Origin of the sequence: Sphingomonas sp. TF3, from assembly GCF_003985085.1 — a bacterium.
Taxonomy (GTDB): Bacteria; Pseudomonadota; Alphaproteobacteria; order Sphingomonadales; family Sphingomonadaceae; genus Sphingomonas.
In genome coordinates, this window is sequence record NZ_RWKS01000042.1 from 1 (window position 1) to 15,022 (window position 15,022).

The following is a 15,022-nucleotide window of genomic DNA, read 5'->3' on the forward strand; positions in this document are numbered from 1 at the left end:
GTTGCTTCGAACAACGACGGCTGCGCAATTGCTCGATCCGATGAAGCCAAGGCACTTGGCATCAAGATGGGTGATCCCATACACAAGATAAAGGACAAGATAAAGGCGCACGGCATTCGTGTGCTGTCGTCCAACTACACGCTCTATGGTGACATGCAGCGCCGCGTACTTGCGGCCGTCGAGCCGTTCGCGCGGGACATAGAGGTCTATAGTATCGACGAGAGCTTCTTGGACCTTGCGGGCTTCGAGGACCGCGATCTGGTGGCGCACGCCCAGGCGATGCGCGCCCAAGTCCTGCAGTGGACCACCATTCCGACCTGCGTAGGCATCGGCCCGACGAAGACATTGGCGAAGCTCGGCAATGCGGCAGCCAAGAAAAACCCGCTCTTTGACGGTGTCGCGGACCTCCGCCACGAGCCGATCCGCGATTGGGTGCTGGAGCGCTTCCCCGTCGAGGATGTTTGGGGCGTCGGCAGCGCGACCGCGCGGAAGGTGAAGGAACTGGGGATCCACACCGCGGCCGCACTCCGCGACATGCCGGTCAAGCAGGCGAGGAGCATGGGGACTGTCGTGCTGGAGCGTCTCGTGGCCGAGCTGCGGGGCGTGCCGGCCGCCGTGGTGGAGACGATCGAGCCGCAGCGGAAGGGCATGGCGGTGACACGCTCGTTCGGCCAACCCGTGACGGATTTCGATGTGCTGATGGGGGCAATCGCACAATACGCGATGCGCGCCGGAGAGAAGCTGCGTTCGCACGGGCTGGTCGCCGGCAGGCTCACGGTCCTGTTCCATACCAACCGCTTCGCCGACCGGCCGCAATACGGCGCTTCGCGAACACTGAGCCTGCATCCCATGACGGCCGATGGTCTGGAGCTCGTTCGTGTCGCGCGGAAGGGAGCAGAGCATGCTTGGCGAGACGGGTACGCCTACACCAAGGCCGGCGTGATGCTCGAGGACCTGGTGTCGGCCGAGCTGCGGCCGCGCACGCTGTTTGAAGATGAGGCGGACAACGGCCGGCGCGAGAGGCTAATGGCCGCCCTCGACGACATCAATGGCAAGTTCGGCCGGTTTACCGCGGTGCCGGGCACTCAGGGGTTCAAGCGGGAATGGCGGATGCGGGCGGCCGCGAAGTCGCCGGCCTATACGACCCGGATCTCGGACGTGCCCGTGGTGCGCGCGTAGTTGCGGGAACGAGTCCGACGCGCGAGCGATTCCAATAGGTGAAGCGCTTCGATCCCCCTCCGAGCCGGGAAGAGCTCAACGCCCTTCCAGTGGTCGCGCCAGACCTGCCGGAGGCGATGCACTTCATGGACTGTCCGGCATGCGGTCAGGCGATCGATTGCCGCAACCTGGGCGACGTGCTTCACCATGATCAGCCCGGGCACGAGCCGATCCCGCATGGATCGCTGGGCGCGCGTTCTCTCGCCTTTATCGAGCCGATGTTGCCGACGCTCGTCGACGTGCCGCCTGCCGGCGAAGATTGGCTGCATGAGGTGAAATACGACGGCTACCGAACCCAGATCGTGATCGATGGCGCAGCGCGGCGTGCGTTCACGCGTAACGGTCACGATTGGAGCGCCAAATATGCGCCGCTGCTGGGCGCGGCCGAGCTGTTGGGGTGCCGTCGTGCGATCATCGACGGCGAGGTCATCGTTCAGGACGAGGCAGGACGCTCGGATTTCGCCGCGCTGCGAACCGTGATCGGCCGCAGCCCCGAGCGCCTCGTGTTCATGGCCTTCGATCTGTTGCATCTCGATGGGCGAGACCTGCGCCCGCTCGCTGTCGAGCAGCGGCGTGAGCGCCTCGAGGAGCTGCTGGGCGAGTTTGATCCGGCGAACCCCATCCATTTCAGTGCCGACGTGCGCGGGGGCGGCGTGCAGTTCTTCGACGCTGTCGACGCCATGGGACTTGAGGGCATCGTGTCGAAGAAGCGCGACACCCGTTACGCGAGCGGCCGGGCGAAGACCTGGTTGAAGACAAAGGCTTGGACCGAAGCCGAGTACCTGGTGGTCGGCACAGAGGCGACGCCGGGGGAACCGGTCTCCGCACTATTGGCGCGCGAGACGCAGGACGGGCTCGAATATGCGGGTGGCGCCGCCATCACCCTGCCCGCCGATCGCCGCGAGCTGTTCTACGCCGCGGCCGAGCAGCTGCAGCGCGATCGGCCGCCCGCCGGCATGCCACGGTCGAAGCGCGCGCGCTGGATCGAGCCGAGGATGCGCGTTCGCGTGCGCCATCTGAAAGGTAGCGAGAAGGTGCGGCATGCGACCGTGGTCGACGTGACAGAACTGGCCGGCGTTAGGCGTCTATCTCGATGAGGTCGTCGGGCGGCGTCTCGACCTGGCGGATCATCTCGCCGGCGTAGGGCTGGACGAGCGTGAGAGCGTCGGCCGCGCTGCCGTCGAGCCATTGCAGCAGGTCGCAGGGTCGCAGGATCACCGGCATCGCCTTAGGATGCCACGGCTTCACGAACTCGTTGGGGTTCGTCGTGGCGAAGGCATAGGCCTCGCCCCGCTCGGTCGGCCGCCACAGGCCGGCGAAGAAGCCGATCGGCTGATCCGGAAGGGCGAACCACATCTGCCGCGGCTTGCCATCGTCGCCGGTGCCACCTTCAGGATGCGGCTCGGCAAACCAGGTGAACGGCACGATGCAACGCCGCTCCGCGCTCGCGATCGATGGCTTCCACATCGGCGAGGCGAGGTTCCGGGCGTTCGTGACGTACTTGTCGAGCTTGATTTCCGGGTCGCGCTTGCTCGGCACCTTGGTCGGAAAGCCCCATTCGAGCAGCGCCATCTCCAAGGGCCGGTTGCCGGCCGCGCTCCGGCGCACGATCGGGCCGTGTCTGGCGGTCTTCTTGCCGGTTGGAAAGATCTCGCGCGCTGGCGGGAACACTTCGTCGGGCGCATAGGGGGGCTCGAATCCGCACGCGCGCATAACGGCGGCCTGTTTCGCGGAGATGCGGTAGCGGTTGCACATGCGCGAGCTTCTGCCACGTTCGGGCGGGACTGTCAGGCGATCGGCGGTAGGGAGAACGATGAAGCTGACCAGTGACGCCGTCGAAGTAGTGAACCGCAACGCGCTTGTCACCGTGGCGCTCAACCAAGGCTACAACGCGTACCTGCCGGTGTACGACAACGGCATCGATCTCATTCTGCTCAACGAGGCGACCGGCGACACCAAGCTCGTGCAGCTGAAGGGTCGGTGGACCATCGACAAGAAGTATATCGGGAGAAATATCTGGGTGGCGTTCCCGGATCGTGGTGTCTGGTATGTCGCTCCGCATGACGAGATGCTCCGCCTAGGCGAGCGGCACACCGGCACCGATAGCTGGGCCAAAGGCACCTACAGCAAGAGTCCCTTGAGCAAGGCCGACCGCGAGGAATTGGCTGCCTATCGGTTTGGCGAGCCGGACAGCGTTATGGAGGATGCGGCGAAGCTCGGCGGCTAAGGGCGAACGTCAGCCTCTTGGCAGCCTTAGAGAGCGAGCCCAACGCAGAGCAGGAAGATGGCGGCCGAGCCGGCGACGAGTTTGCCTCCAGCGAGAACGCGCGCTGCTCGACCGGAACGGAGCCGCTTGCCTGTCCTGTCCATGCCCGTCCGGAGGCCGAGCACGCCGTCGGCCGCGAGCACGCTGCCGATGATGAACAGCAGAACCGAGAATCCCTTGGCGAATGCGTGGGGCGTCAGGCCGGTGATGATGAAGGCGGCAACCAGTGCGATCGTGAAGAGTCCGTAGAGGGCAAACCCCACGTCCAGCAGGCCGCGCAGTCGCTTCGGGCCGTTCCAGTCGGTCGGCCAGCGTAGAAGGACCATCGGGCGGAGACAGAGCCGGCAGCTTTGAACGTGAGCCTCCTTCGGCCAGTGGTCGATTGTATGTCCGCAGTAGGGGCATCCTGGTCGACGATACGGGAACGCGGTCGCCGGGCTCAGCATGGTGGTGTCTCCGTTCGCGAGGCGAGGTAATAGGCGGCGATTACCGCGCCACTGATCGTTCCCTCGACCGTCACCGGGCTCCCGATCAGGTGGCCCAAGGGAACGTCGCCGGTCAGGCGCCAGCGCATACCGTCAGCCTCGAGGAGCATCGGGCCGCGCGGTGTCATCTCGACGACGCCGGCAAGCCGTGTTGGACCGGCAGTGGTCATTCCGCCGCCTCCGCGAGGGCGTCGATCTCCTCGGCCGCCGCGCCGTTGAAGCACGCGATCGGGCAGTGGAGCAGAAGCCGCCCGTGTGAGCGCAGCTTCTTGCCATCGAGCCTGATCGGGTCGCGCGCGAGCCGCTGGCAGGGCTTGTTCGATCGATTGCGGAACGCGCAGGGTGCGGCGAGTGGAGGTAGGGGCAGCTCGACCACCGGCTCCGGTTCGGGAGCGGGCAGCGGTTCGCCGAAGAGATCGCACTGGTCCATGACGTGCTGCGATCAGCCACCTAGCGGGGCCGCGTTGCCGAAGCGGTTCGCTCGGCGGGCGCCAGGCTCGATGCAGAGCCATAGCTGGGCGAAGATCGAGACCGCAGCCGTACCCATCAGGAGCGGAGCGCTCGTGTCGAGCGGGTCGCCGAGAAGGGCCAGGAGCGCGATCCAGATCGTGTTGAGGCCTGACCATCCGACGTCGTGGAGCCGCTTCACCATCACCGCGGACGCGATCCAGGCGGCCATCGCCATGGAACCGAGCAGGGCGGGTTGAGACAGCCCGGCGAGGAAGTGGACGAAGCGGATGTCGTACCGGCTCGCGAACAGCAGCACCCAGCTGGCGGCGATCGTCGCGACGAACGGCAACCGCCCCACCCTGCCCCTATAGGCGAACAAGACCTCGCCAACATCCATCCCCCTCTCCTTTACCTGGGCGTCCCTGCCGCGAGCGGCGGGCTGACGGCCGGAGGAGTCGCGCCGACGGGCGGAGAGATCCTTGTCTGCGCGTCGACCGTGAGCTTCCTGAAGCTGTCGAGCAGGACAAGCGAGGTGATCTTGCCGATGTCCGTCGACGTGTAGGCACCCCCGAGAGCCCCGACCCCGAGGCTCAGGAGAAGGCCGCCGCCTACCACCGTGACGTCGCGCTTGCGCGCTGCACCCGTAGCAACGGCCGTCTGGACGCCCGTTTTCACGTTGACGAGCGTGAGCATGGTCTGGCTCTCGAGCGTCTTGGTCTTGAGCCCGACGGCCGAACCGAACGTGCCGCCGACTCCGCCACCCCCACCACGGGCATTGCTGTCCAAGTAGAGGACCTGGGCGGTAAGGAGGTAATCGGCCGCGCGTAGCGTGGCCTGGTTGAGGGCGGCACCATTGGCAACCGAGCCGCCGGCGGCGAGCTGGCGTTCACGCTGCAGGGCGTCGAACGCGCCACCACGGTCGACCACCTCGAAACAGCCCGAACGGGCTGTCAGGAGCTTCAGGAGGGGCAAGGGATCAACCTTGGCAGTGGACCCGCCGTTCTGCCGTTCGGCGAGTTGCACTAGCGCGCGCATGCCGGGAGGAAGCTGATCCTCGACGCCGGCGACGCTGCGATCCTCGACCAGCGCGACCGTGCCGAGCGGCTGAGAGCAGCGTGGCAGTTCGGACGTCTCGTCGACGCCAGTGCCGCCCTTTCCCAGCTTTTGCGCGAAGGCGGTTGAGGGTGTGACGGCCGCGAGAGCGGCCGTTACGGCGAGGAGAATAGCCCGGTTAGGCACGCTTCTTGGCCGCATGCTTGGCCGGGTCGCAGATGCCGGCACGCTCCTCCGCCTCGGCGACCTTCTTCGCCTCGTCGCAGTCCTTGCAGTCGGCGCAGTCGGCGCAGTCGGCACATTCGGGGCAATCCTTGCAGTCGCCCTTCGCATGGGCGCCGGCGTGTTCCTTCCAGTGCGCCTTCTTGAGGCTGACCTTCGCGGCGGCATCCTCCCCGGCCTTCTCGCCGGCGAAGCTCGCCATCGCGAGGAGAACGGGGCTGGCGGGCGTTGCGCTCGCGACTGCGGGCATGCCTACGGCGAGAGCGATTGCCCCCCACGCGGCGAAACGTAGTAGCATCATGGTGTTTGATCCTTTCTTGCATTGTGAAGGCGGCTGCGATGTCGCAGCGCCGTTGGTGGCAAGGCCACCACTCCCGGCGGCCGGAGGGCCGGCGAGGTCTTCGCCGCCGCGTAGATGCGCGGGACGATCCTTTGGGCGGAAAACTCCATCCCGGAATGCTGCAGGATAAGTGGACCCGGGGTCATCGCAGTGGCTCTGGCCGGGTGACGTTGAGGCGCGTGTGTAGGTTGCCGTCGGGCCGACGTCGTAAATCGATGATATGTGTTGCCGTCCGCTCGAACGTCATAGGCTTGACGACGGTCTCATAAGACGTGTTCGGGCCGAAAAACCGTATCGGGCCGTGCCACTTCTGCCCTTCAATGAGGCGCATCTGATAAGTGCCGCGGGGTACGGGCACGCGGACTCGATCGTCGCCGGCAACGTAGATCGAGAGGACGTGCTCTCGTGTGTCCGGGTCGATGAGCTGAACGACTGCGTTAGCGTTGCTCGTCTGCACCTCGAGCCAGCTCGTAAGCCGCTTAGTGCTGAGCGATGTCGCGACCGTGACGCTACCGGACTCTGGGAAAGACTGCGCGGCCGCAAGGTCCGGGATCCAGCCACTCCGCTTGGCAGCGCCATACATCGGGATCAGCGTCAGCAGAGCTGAAAGGCCGAGGATCCAACCCTGCAGCGGGTGGGCCTTGAACCTGGGCGACGGTCTATATCGACCCTTCTGGTAGTCGTGGCCCCGGTTCTTGGTGCTGAACCATGGCTCTGTGAACTCAACCCGCGACTTGGCGTCGATCCACGATGCGCTGCCGAGCGGCAGCGATTTGGCATCGCGGGCCTTCGCAGCCCGCGCATCGCGCGCGGCCTTGCCGAACCCCCAGCGAACCTTTCCGTCGTCGAGTCCCTGCCGCTTTCGATACCGCTCGCGCATGTAGTCGCGATCATCGAGGCCCATGTGTTCCCCCCTGAGTTGGCTGGCTTGCTGCAGACGCGAGGAGTGTGCCGCCGCCTGTCTGGAGGCTTCCCATGCGGTCGTAGAGCCCCTGATCGCGGTGCATCGCGATCTTCAGGAACACGAGCGTTTCGACCAGGACGGCCATCCACACGGCGCACTCGCGCGATCCGATTGCCGGCGGCGTGTCCGTGAGCGCGACCCACGCGAGCCCGGCGAGTCCGATTGCCGTGGCGAGCCTGACGCCCGATCGGAGGCCTGCGGGAAGCGGTGGCGCGCCCGAGCGCCGCATACAGCCCGGACCGGCGAGATTACCGGCCAGGTAGAGCAGCACGGTCGCGTAGATCGCCGAGAGCAGCTGGGCCTCAAGCATGGCTGGCCTGCCGTTCGGCTATGGCGACCGCGCCAGGCGATCCCTCAGGGTGGAGCAGCGGAGCGAGCGCCTGGCGGACGTTCGACAGGGTGGGCTTGGTCCGGCCGGGGATGCGGATCGTGGTATAGCCCGCCCGGGCGGTCATCGCGTCGCGCACCGCGTCGCGGACCGCGTTGTGCGAGTAGTCGTCCACCTCGATCAGGGCGACGATCGCGCCGCTCGTCCGGTCCTGCACGACGAAGTCAACGATCTTCTGCGAGAAGCTGTTGCGGTCGGCGTGCGAGACCTTCCGTCCGATCCGGCGTGGAGCCTGCAGAAGCGCGCCCATCGCGACCTGGGCATGGACCCGGTGCGCGGGCAGGATGCGCTCGATCGCGACCAGCATCGCCAATTCGCGGTCGGTGAGGAACCGCTTCGCGACCGGCGCGGGCGGTCCACCGAGCCCGAGCGTGATCTTCAATAGGCCTAGCAGCGCGAGCGCGCAGACGATGAAGACGAGCAGCGCCACGGGGGAGCCGGTGATCTGGCTCATGGGTTGCGATCTCCGCTGGTCGCGGCCGGCGAGGAAGTGCCGGCAGGCGTCGACACCGCCATCCACTCGCGCTGCGGGATCATGTCTGCGGTGCTGATCGGATGATCGCGGCGGGATGAATCCGGGCCGAGAAGGGTCGTGAAGGCGACAAAGGTAGCGAGGCCGATCGCGCCGAGACCCAGCGTCCTCCAGAAGCGCCGCTCTCCCTGGCGGCAGCGTGCGCGGTCCTGCTCATACTCGCGGTCCCGGGCCGCGCGCTCGGTCGCCTCTCCCATAGCGAGAAGCTCGGTCGCCGCGGCCTCACGCCGGTTGCAGAGGTCGCGCAGCGCGAGCGACGCCCGATAGACGGGATCCTCTGCTCGGTAGCGGCCCTGCTCGGCGAGCGCGATCGCCAGCCCGCCGAGATCTTCGGCTTGAAGGCGCAGCATGGCGGCGCGCTGCCGCCAGTCGGTTGAGCTCTCCGTGTGCATGCTCATGTCCCCCGATCGGACGGCGCGGCCGGCGGACCCGAACCACGCCGGCCTGCCCGTCACCAACCGTCCCGACGGCCCTCGCCGCTGTCCTTCAGCCCGCGGCGGTCCAGGTTGGAGCGCCGGATCTCCAGCTCGATCCCGTCACCCTTGTCGCGCGTGCGGATGTCCCGCGGGTCCACACCGTTGCGCTTGGCGAAATCCTCGGCGGCTTTCTCGCTTCCGAACTTGCCGACGTCGTCGAAATCCCATCCACTCATGTCGTCGTCTCCATCATCCGGCGGTCCGGCCGGTCGGTCGTCACAGGTCGAGCCCTAGGCTGCGTTCCGGCAGCGGCGGCAGGATGTCGCCGCGGTCTGGCTTGAGGTCGGGCGGTGATTTCAGGTCATCGACCTTGGGCAGCGCCGGCTTGCCGTTGCCGTCCACGGGCGCCGGTGGGTCGCCGGGCAGCGGCGGCAGGTCCTTGAGGTCGATCGGGCCGGGGTCGAACTTCTCGCGCGGGCCTGCGCCGGGGGTGCGCTCGCGATCGACGTCGAGGCGGCCGATCGTCTCCAGAGCGGAGGTCTTGTTGCCGGCGTTGTGGTCGAGCTGGCGCTCCAGCTTCTCCTTGTCATCGACCACCATCGTCAGCTCGTCGCGGACACGGGTGACGCCGACATTGAACAGGCGCTGGTTGGAGAGGTTGCGCTCCTGGCTCGACATGACGGTGATCGCCTTGTCGGTCGTGATGCCCTGCGCCATGTGCATGTTGAGCGAGTAGGCAAGGTCGAGGCGCGACAGCATTGGGTCGCCGAGATCGAGCGTCAGGCGCTCCTTGCCCGCCGTCTCGACGGTGACGCCGTTCGCATCGATCGTGAGCACTCGCGCGAGCGCCGAACTGTGGAGGTTGCGGTCCTTGTCGGTGGCGGTCCAGCGGATACGGTCGCCCTCGCGAAGGTGGAGATCCTTCTTTTCGCTGAGCTGCAGGCGGTCTCGCTTCTCGGTCGGCGACAGCTTTTGCGGGTCGAACCGGATGCGCTTGTTGCCGAGTTTGAGGTCGACCTTGCCGTTGGGGTGGACCTTGTCGACGTCGTAGCGACCGGCGACAAGGCCGACGTCCTGCCCGCCTCCCCTGCCCACCTCGAGCGTCTGCCCGGGCTGGTAGGTCAAGGCGTAGCGCAGCTCCTCGCGCGTCGTGTTGACGCGCTCATAGACGGTGAGGTGGATGCCCTCCCCGCGCACGCTGCCCTCGCCGGCGAGCCCGTCCTGGATGCGCTGGTTGATGATTGCGCGCGACGCCCGCCCCGAGGCGAACACGGCGGTCGCGTCTCGTTCTTCCGGCGAGAGCCCCAGCCACATATCGGCCGCGTGATGGGCCGGGCTCTGGTGTTCGACCACGTTGTCGCCCAGCACCTTCATCGCCTTGCCGGCCTCCCCGACGTTGGCGAGCGCGGCGACGGTGCGCAGCTGGTCGGTGCGCTGGCGGATGTTCTCGTCCATCCGCGCCATCGTCCCGCCGCCCGCTTGGATGAGGGCGAAGGACTTGCCGGCGTCGATCGAGGAGAGCTGCTGCCGGTCGCCGACGAGGACAAGCTTCTCGACGCCGAGCGCGGCCGAGATCTGGTGCAGCTTCAGCATGTCGTCGCTCGACACCATGGAGGTCTCGTCGACGATGAGCATCTGGCCCGCGAAGGTGGCGCGCGCCTGGTCGTAGGCGTCGGTGTCGCGATTGGTGACGTGGCGCTCGTTGGCCATGATGAAGGAGGCGATCGTCTGCGACTTGATCCCCGCCCCCTCGGCCAGGTCCGCGACCATCTTGTTCTGGAAGGCTAGGCCGGTGACGGTGCGCCCCTCGCCTTCCGCGACGCGCGCGACCGCCTGCAGCATGGTCGACTTGCCGGCGCCCGCGATCCCCTGCACCACGACGGTCCGGTCCTCGGACGACACGATCAGCGTCGCGGCCGCGAGCTGGCCGGCGTTCAGTTCGCGATCCGCGGTGGCCTGTAGCCGCTCGGGAGCCTCGCTGGCGGCGATCATGGGGGTGGACTGGCCCTTCCCCTGCTCGACCGCCTTGAGGATGCTCTCCTCGGTCCTGAGCGCCTCCTGCGTCGTCACCATGCGCGGACGGGTGTCGTTCTCTCGCGTCTGCCCGGCGATCAACCGACCGCGCTCGACCAGCTGTTCGACGCGACGCTCGACATGGTCGATCGTGACGCCTTTAAGCCCAAGGTCGAGCGCGGTCTTTCCGAGCATGGTGGTGCTGAACGCCGCCTCCCGCTCCGACAGCATCCGGACGGCCGAGGCGACCGCCAGTTGCGCGCGCGCCTCCGCGGGCGACTGGGTGATGCGGCCAAGGCCGCGGTCGACCAGCGGGTCGCGCGGCCGCAACACGCTGCCCAGCTTCTCCCATGCGCTCGTCACTGCGTCGGTGACGGCGCGATAGCCCCGCTCGACGGCCCTGTCGGGCGTCCGCTGATCGGAGCGGGACTGTGCGGCTTCGAGCAGCGCCTTCCCATCGAAGCCAAGGGCCGCGGCCTTCTCGATCCAGTCGCGTTGCAGGCCCTCGCGATCCTCGACGTTCAGTTTGGGGTTGCGCGTGTTCGTCGTGACGCCGTCGCGACCCTTATGGGATGTAATCCCCAATTCGGCCGCCTTCTCGAGGATCGCCTCGCGCCGCTGGCTGAACGCCTCCAGCACCGCCTTGGGAACGCCGGCAATCTCGAAGGTGCCGTGCTTGCCCTTGAGCTCAACCTGGTAGCCGAGCTTCTCCATCTCCTCGCGCAGGAATGCGTGGTAGATGGAGCCGATCACGGAGTTGTTGCTCCAGATCTTGTCGGCGTGGAGTGCTTGCCACTTGCCGTCCGGCATCTTGGTGAGGTTGGCGATGACCGCGTGAACGTGCGCCTGGGGGTCGAGCGCGCGGCTCGTGTCGTGCTGGAAGAGGGCATAGACGAGGTTGCCGGTCTGGATCGGCACCTTGCGTCCCTCTATGTCCTTCCGGCCTTCCGAGAGGTTCTTCTCGACCCAAGCCATCGCACGCGCGACGGCCTTCATGTTCGCACCGTTCTCGCCGAGAATGCGCTTGTCGCCGGTGACGTAGGCGAGCACCGAAACCGACTTTGGCGCGGAGAAGGTGAGGTCGACGCCCGATCGCCGGTTCTCGACCTGGGCGATCCCCTCGCCGCTCGGCAGCACACCGTTGAGGATGCTCTCAAAGGCATCCTTCGTCACCTCGCCGGAGAGGCCAAGGTCCGACGCGCCGTCGCCGCCCCAGGCGCTGATCTCGGAGCTGCCCTCGGCGGTGTAATAGTCGTCCTTGGCGAAGTAGCCAGCGGCACCGGACGCGGATCGGACGGAGGCAACGGAGAGCATCAGTCGGCTCCCGGCGAGAACGACAGGCGGTGCGGGGATCCGTCATCATCGCCCGTCCGGCATTGGCCACGATCTGCCGCGCGCGCGGCGAGCAGCGTTGCCCATATCCGGCCGAGCCGGAGCCGCTCGAAATGGCTGGCGACACGGACGAGGCAGGCGGTCGCGACATAGGCACCGCACGATGCCGACCAGGCGGCGACCAGCTTGAGCGCGAAGGCCAAGGGTACGATCGGCCCCGCCCGGCCCAGTGCCATGGTCCAGATGGTCACGGCGACGATCGCCGGCACGATCAGAGGCCCGAACATCACTGCCGGCCGGATCCACGGCACGCGCTGGGTGATCCGCATGAAGGCGAAGAAGCCGACGGCGGCACCATGCGAGCCGGCGATCATGGCGGCGACCCCGAGATGGCTCGCGTCAGCGATCATCGGACCGCCCTCCCAGCGCGATGATGGGCGCGTTGCACCCGACCGGATGGGGGCGGCCCGAAGCGAGAACGGGAGCGGGGCCGGTGCGACGGATCGGGGTGACGCCCAGCACCGGCTAGATTCCCATTCCCATGTCGCCGTCGTCGCGGCCGGCGGAGAAATCCTGCCGCAGTTCGACGATGGTCTGATCCTCGACCTGGGGAGCGGTCTGGTGACTGCGGCCGTCGCGCCGATCGTCACGGTCGCGGGATTGAGCGGTCTCCTGTTCGGGGCCGGACCGGGCAGCTTGCGCCTTGTCGGCGGCATGCTCGCGCGGGGTGTCGCCCTCGTTGCGATCGCTGTTGTTATCGCGGGTGCGGGCAACCGTGCCGTCCTTCTCCTCCTCGACTTCCGAGGTCAGGATGCGAGCGGCCATGTCCTTCGCGATGTTGGGATCGGCGGCCTCCTCGATCACCTGCAGCGAGCCGTCCCGCCCGCCGGCTTCTTGCCCCTCCTCCTCGTCGAACACCCCTTCTCCGCGCTTAGACCGAACCGGGGCCATGTCGGGGCGCGCGAGGAAGCCCTCGGCGATTTGAGGATAGTCTTTCCACACGAGCTTGATGCGGGCAGCGGGGAAGCCGTCAGGGAACTTCACGAAGCCGTTCATCGACGGCAGGTTCGTGATGTCGTCGGCGATCACGAGCGGTTCGACCTGCTTGCGCGGGGTCAGCGTCGAGGCGTCGCGGGTGTTGTTGTAGCCGTAGCTGTAGGCTTCATCCATCTGCCGCACTTCTCGGTTGCCGATGTAGCGGGCGCACTGCTCGGCGGTGTCGAGATCGGCGGTGGCGAGGATGAGCTTGGAGCGGGCGAGCGAGGCGAGATTGCGGGCGCCCTGCTCGCCGTAAACCTCGACCAGCTTCTCGAAGCTATGAATGCCGAGGATCATCGCGCCGCCGAAGGCGCGAGCGGTCTGAAGGCCGTTCTCGATCGCGGGCAGCCGGTGCAACGCGCCGAGCTCGTCGAACATGAACCAGGTCCGCAGCGAGCGGGTCCGGGGCATGGTCATCAGCCGGTTTATGGCGAGGTCCATCCAGAGCGTCAGGAGCGCTCGGTTCATCTGCAGGTCGACGTAATTCGACGTGATGAACAGGATCGAGCCGGGCTTCTTTTCGCCGGTGATCCATTCACGGATGGAGAAGCGCGGACCCTCGTCGGGTAGGAAGCGGAGGACCTGTGCGTTGGTGTTGAACACGGCCCGGATCGACTCCGCCATCCGGGCCGCTTCTGGAGCCGTCAGAGGGTCGGCGATTGTGTTCTGGAGGTAGCGGTGGACGCGCTTCAGATCGGCGGTCATCAGGTGTTCGGAGAGCGCGAGATTGGTGGTCTCGCCCTTCTCGATCAGCTTGACGCACATCTCGATGAAGAGGGTGCGGGCGGCGAGCGCCCAGAAGGGTTCGGAGGAGCCGCCGTCCGACGGGATCAGGGCAGCGGCGGCGGCGGTGAACTCGCTGTGGGTCTGGCAATCGGCGAAGATCGACCAGGCCGGGCAGCGGCGGTCCATCGGGTTCAGGATCGTGTCGCGTTTCGGGTCGAAGAACGCCTCGACGTAGGCGCCCGTCAAATCGAAGATCACGGCGCTGTCCTGGCGCTCGCGCATCTGCTTGACCAGCGCCCGCAGCTCGGTGGTCTTACCCGAGCCGGTGGTGCCGATCAGCATCGTATGGGACTGCTCCATTCGATGCGGATACGGGATGCCGGCCAGCGTGTAGGGATGGTGGATTCCGGCGGCCTTCCGCTCGGCGAACGGGAGCTGCAGCACCCGCTTGGGCGACACGTCGGGGAAGCACTCGCGGGCCTCCTTCTCGAAGGCGGCGTAGTTGTGCTGGGACACCTCGGCGAGGAGCACGTCGCGCTCGACCAGCATGGCTCCGCGTTCGTGCCGCTCCTGCAGGATCGACTTGCCCCGGCGGCGCGAAATATCGACGAACCAGATCGTGAGCGGGATGGTCAGGAAGATGCTGACCAGGAAGGCTCCGAGAAGCCCGCGCATCGCCACGCTCCATGCCCGTTGGACGTCGGGAATCTCCTGCACGACCGCCATGATGGTGTGGCGGATTTCGCCGGTCGGCAGGGTGACGTTGACCTTCTTGGTCGGGTCGAAGCCGACCCAGTCCCAGAGCATCGCGTAGAGCTTCATGCAGATGAGCTGGAAGCCGTGCTCGTCCAGCTTCAGCGACATGATGATGAACCATGCTGCGGCGAAGGCGAAGAACCATAGGACGACGGGCATTTTCGCGCCCGAGAACCACATGAGAAGTTCGTGGGTGAGCAGCTGACTCCCGCGGGTGAAGTTGCCCGCGTTGCGGTGGACCTTGCCCCTGGCGGAATGGTGGTGGAGGGGGATCGCCCGCCCGTCGGTTCGGATGTCGCTACGCGCCATGGTACTGCTCCAGGCGCTTGTCCGTGTTGGCGATGATCCGCTCGCGATATTCGGGATATTGCTCGCTGATCATCACGTCGACGGCGAGCTGTAGAAACTCGCTGATCCGGGCGAGCCGGCGGTGACTGGTGGCGTCGAGTGCGGAGTCGGCCAGGTAGGCGACGACGGCCGCTCGGATCACGTCCGAGGGCTTGCAGTTTCGCTTGTCAGCGAGGGCTTCGATGCGGTCGAACAGGCCCTGCTCGAAGCGGACCATGAAACGACGTTTGGTGTCTGACAAACCAACCTCCTAGCAGGGAGGCTGGTGGGGACTTAAGAAAGCGACACGACCTATACCGGATCGCATGGACGGTCGCAAAGAAAATCTCTACACGCTGGGAGCCGTCAGACGCTGTCAGACGCCTAAGCCACTGTAATCATGTGATTACACACCCCGCGCCGATGCGTCAGACGTTGTCAGACGCTCCCCAAGCCCGATAACCCATTGCAAACGCAGGGAAAACTGCACGCTCGC

Annotated in this window: 19 protein-coding genes; 3 read left to right on the forward strand and 16 right to left on the reverse strand. The window is 66.6% G+C overall.

All coding sequences use genetic code 11. The features are described 5' to 3' along the window. Positions 1-1,179 (forward strand): Y-family DNA polymerase (locus EJC47_RS19845; RefSeq protein WP_148110562.1); only part of this gene is annotated, 1,179 nt, incomplete at its 5' end. Between the two features lie 38 nt (positions 1,180-1,217). Next, entirely contained in the window at positions 1,218-2,315 is a 1,098-nt protein-coding gene (locus tag EJC47_RS19850; RefSeq protein WP_126849445.1) for an ATP-dependent DNA ligase, read from the forward strand. On the opposite strand, the gene EJC47_RS19855 is transcribed toward EJC47_RS19850, so the two are convergent. Then, positions 2,296-2,973, reverse strand: coding sequence for an SOS response-associated peptidase (locus EJC47_RS19855; protein ID WP_126849446.1), 678 nt, complete (start codon positions 2,971-2,973; stop codon positions 2,296-2,298). The two genes, EJC47_RS19850 and EJC47_RS19855, sit on opposite strands and share 20 nt — an antisense overlap. A 58-nt stretch (positions 2,974-3,031) precedes the next feature. Between EJC47_RS19855 and EJC47_RS19860 the strand changes: the two genes are divergently transcribed. Next, positions 3,032-3,445, forward strand: coding sequence for a hypothetical protein (locus tag EJC47_RS19860; RefSeq protein ID WP_126849447.1), 414 nt, complete (start codon positions 3,032-3,034; stop codon positions 3,443-3,445). A 26-nt stretch (positions 3,446-3,471) separates the two neighbouring features. Here the strand turns inward: EJC47_RS19860 and EJC47_RS19865 are convergent, their stop codons facing one another. The 15 genes from EJC47_RS19865 to EJC47_RS19935 all read right to left on the reverse strand — a co-directional run bounded on the left by EJC47_RS19865 (position 3,472) and on the right by EJC47_RS19935 (position 14,788). Continuing rightward, complete coding sequence (locus EJC47_RS19865) at positions 3,472-3,810, reverse strand: hypothetical protein (RefSeq protein WP_126849448.1); 339 nt, start codon at positions 3,808-3,810, stop codon at positions 3,472-3,474. A 113-nt stretch (positions 3,811-3,923) separates the two neighbouring features. Beyond that, positions 3,924-4,139 carry a DUF5818 domain-containing protein gene (locus EJC47_RS19870; RefSeq protein ID WP_126849449.1) on the reverse strand — a complete coding sequence of 72 codons (216 nt, stop codon included), beginning with the start codon at positions 4,137-4,139 and terminating at the stop codon, positions 3,924-3,926. After that, positions 4,136-4,399 (reverse strand): hypothetical protein, encoded by a 264-nt coding sequence (locus EJC47_RS19875; protein ID WP_126849450.1) that lies wholly within the window; start codon positions 4,397-4,399, stop codon positions 4,136-4,138. The genes EJC47_RS19870 and EJC47_RS19875 overlap by 4 nt, the downstream gene beginning before the upstream one ends. A gap of 12 nt (positions 4,400-4,411) precedes the next feature. Further along, positions 4,412-4,816 (reverse strand): DUF805 domain-containing protein, encoded by a 405-nt coding sequence (locus EJC47_RS19880; protein WP_126849451.1) that lies wholly within the window; start codon positions 4,814-4,816, stop codon positions 4,412-4,414. An 11-nt stretch (positions 4,817-4,827) separates the two neighbouring features. Next, positions 4,828-5,658 carry a CsgG/HfaB family protein gene (locus EJC47_RS19885; RefSeq protein ID WP_260591685.1) on the reverse strand — a complete coding sequence of 277 codons (831 nt, stop codon included), beginning with the start codon at positions 5,656-5,658 and terminating at the stop codon, positions 4,828-4,830. Continuing rightward, positions 5,651-5,995: a hypothetical protein gene (locus EJC47_RS19890; protein ID WP_126849453.1), complete on the reverse strand. Its 345-nt coding sequence runs from the start codon at positions 5,993-5,995 to the stop codon at positions 5,651-5,653. Before EJC47_RS19890 ends, EJC47_RS19885 begins: the two co-directional genes overlap by 8 nt. Positions 5,996-6,176: 181 nt before the next feature. Then, a complete protein-coding gene (locus EJC47_RS19895; RefSeq protein WP_126849454.1) occupies positions 6,177-6,938 on the reverse strand; it encodes a hypothetical protein in 762 nt (253 codons plus the stop codon). Further along, on the reverse strand, positions 6,925-7,308 hold the full coding sequence (locus EJC47_RS19900) for a hypothetical protein (protein WP_126849455.1): 384 nt from the start codon (positions 7,306-7,308) through the stop codon (positions 6,925-6,927). The genes EJC47_RS19895 and EJC47_RS19900 overlap by 14 nt, the downstream gene beginning before the upstream one ends. Next, positions 7,301-7,840: a DUF2726 domain-containing protein gene (locus EJC47_RS19905; protein WP_126849456.1), complete on the reverse strand. Its 540-nt coding sequence runs from the start codon at positions 7,838-7,840 to the stop codon at positions 7,301-7,303. The genes EJC47_RS19900 and EJC47_RS19905 overlap by 8 nt, the downstream gene beginning before the upstream one ends. After that, positions 7,837-8,316, reverse strand: coding sequence for a hypothetical protein (locus EJC47_RS19910; RefSeq protein WP_126849457.1), 480 nt, complete (start codon positions 8,314-8,316; stop codon positions 7,837-7,839). The genes EJC47_RS19905 and EJC47_RS19910 overlap by 4 nt, the downstream gene beginning before the upstream one ends. A gap of 53 nt (positions 8,317-8,369) precedes the next feature. Then, a complete protein-coding gene (locus EJC47_RS19915; RefSeq protein WP_126849458.1) occupies positions 8,370-8,570 on the reverse strand; it encodes a hypothetical protein in 201 nt (66 codons plus the stop codon). Between the two features lie 40 nt (positions 8,571-8,610). After that, entirely contained in the window at positions 8,611-11,661 is a 3,051-nt protein-coding gene (mobF, locus tag EJC47_RS19920; protein ID WP_126849459.1) for a MobF family relaxase, read from the reverse strand. Then, on the reverse strand, positions 11,661-12,089 hold the full coding sequence (locus tag EJC47_RS19925) for a hypothetical protein (RefSeq protein WP_126849460.1): 429 nt from the start codon (positions 12,087-12,089) through the stop codon (positions 11,661-11,663). The genes mobF and EJC47_RS19925 overlap by 1 nt, the downstream gene beginning before the upstream one ends. 115 nt (positions 12,090-12,204) lie before the next feature. Next, positions 12,205-14,508: a type IV secretion system DNA-binding domain-containing protein gene (locus EJC47_RS19930; RefSeq protein ID WP_126849461.1), complete on the reverse strand. Its 2,304-nt coding sequence runs from the start codon at positions 14,506-14,508 to the stop codon at positions 12,205-12,207. Beyond that, positions 14,498-14,788, reverse strand: coding sequence for a hypothetical protein (locus EJC47_RS19935; protein ID WP_409574498.1), 291 nt, complete (start codon positions 14,786-14,788; stop codon positions 14,498-14,500). The genes EJC47_RS19930 and EJC47_RS19935 overlap by 11 nt, the downstream gene beginning before the upstream one ends. Positions 14,789-15,022: the final 234 nt, after the last annotated feature.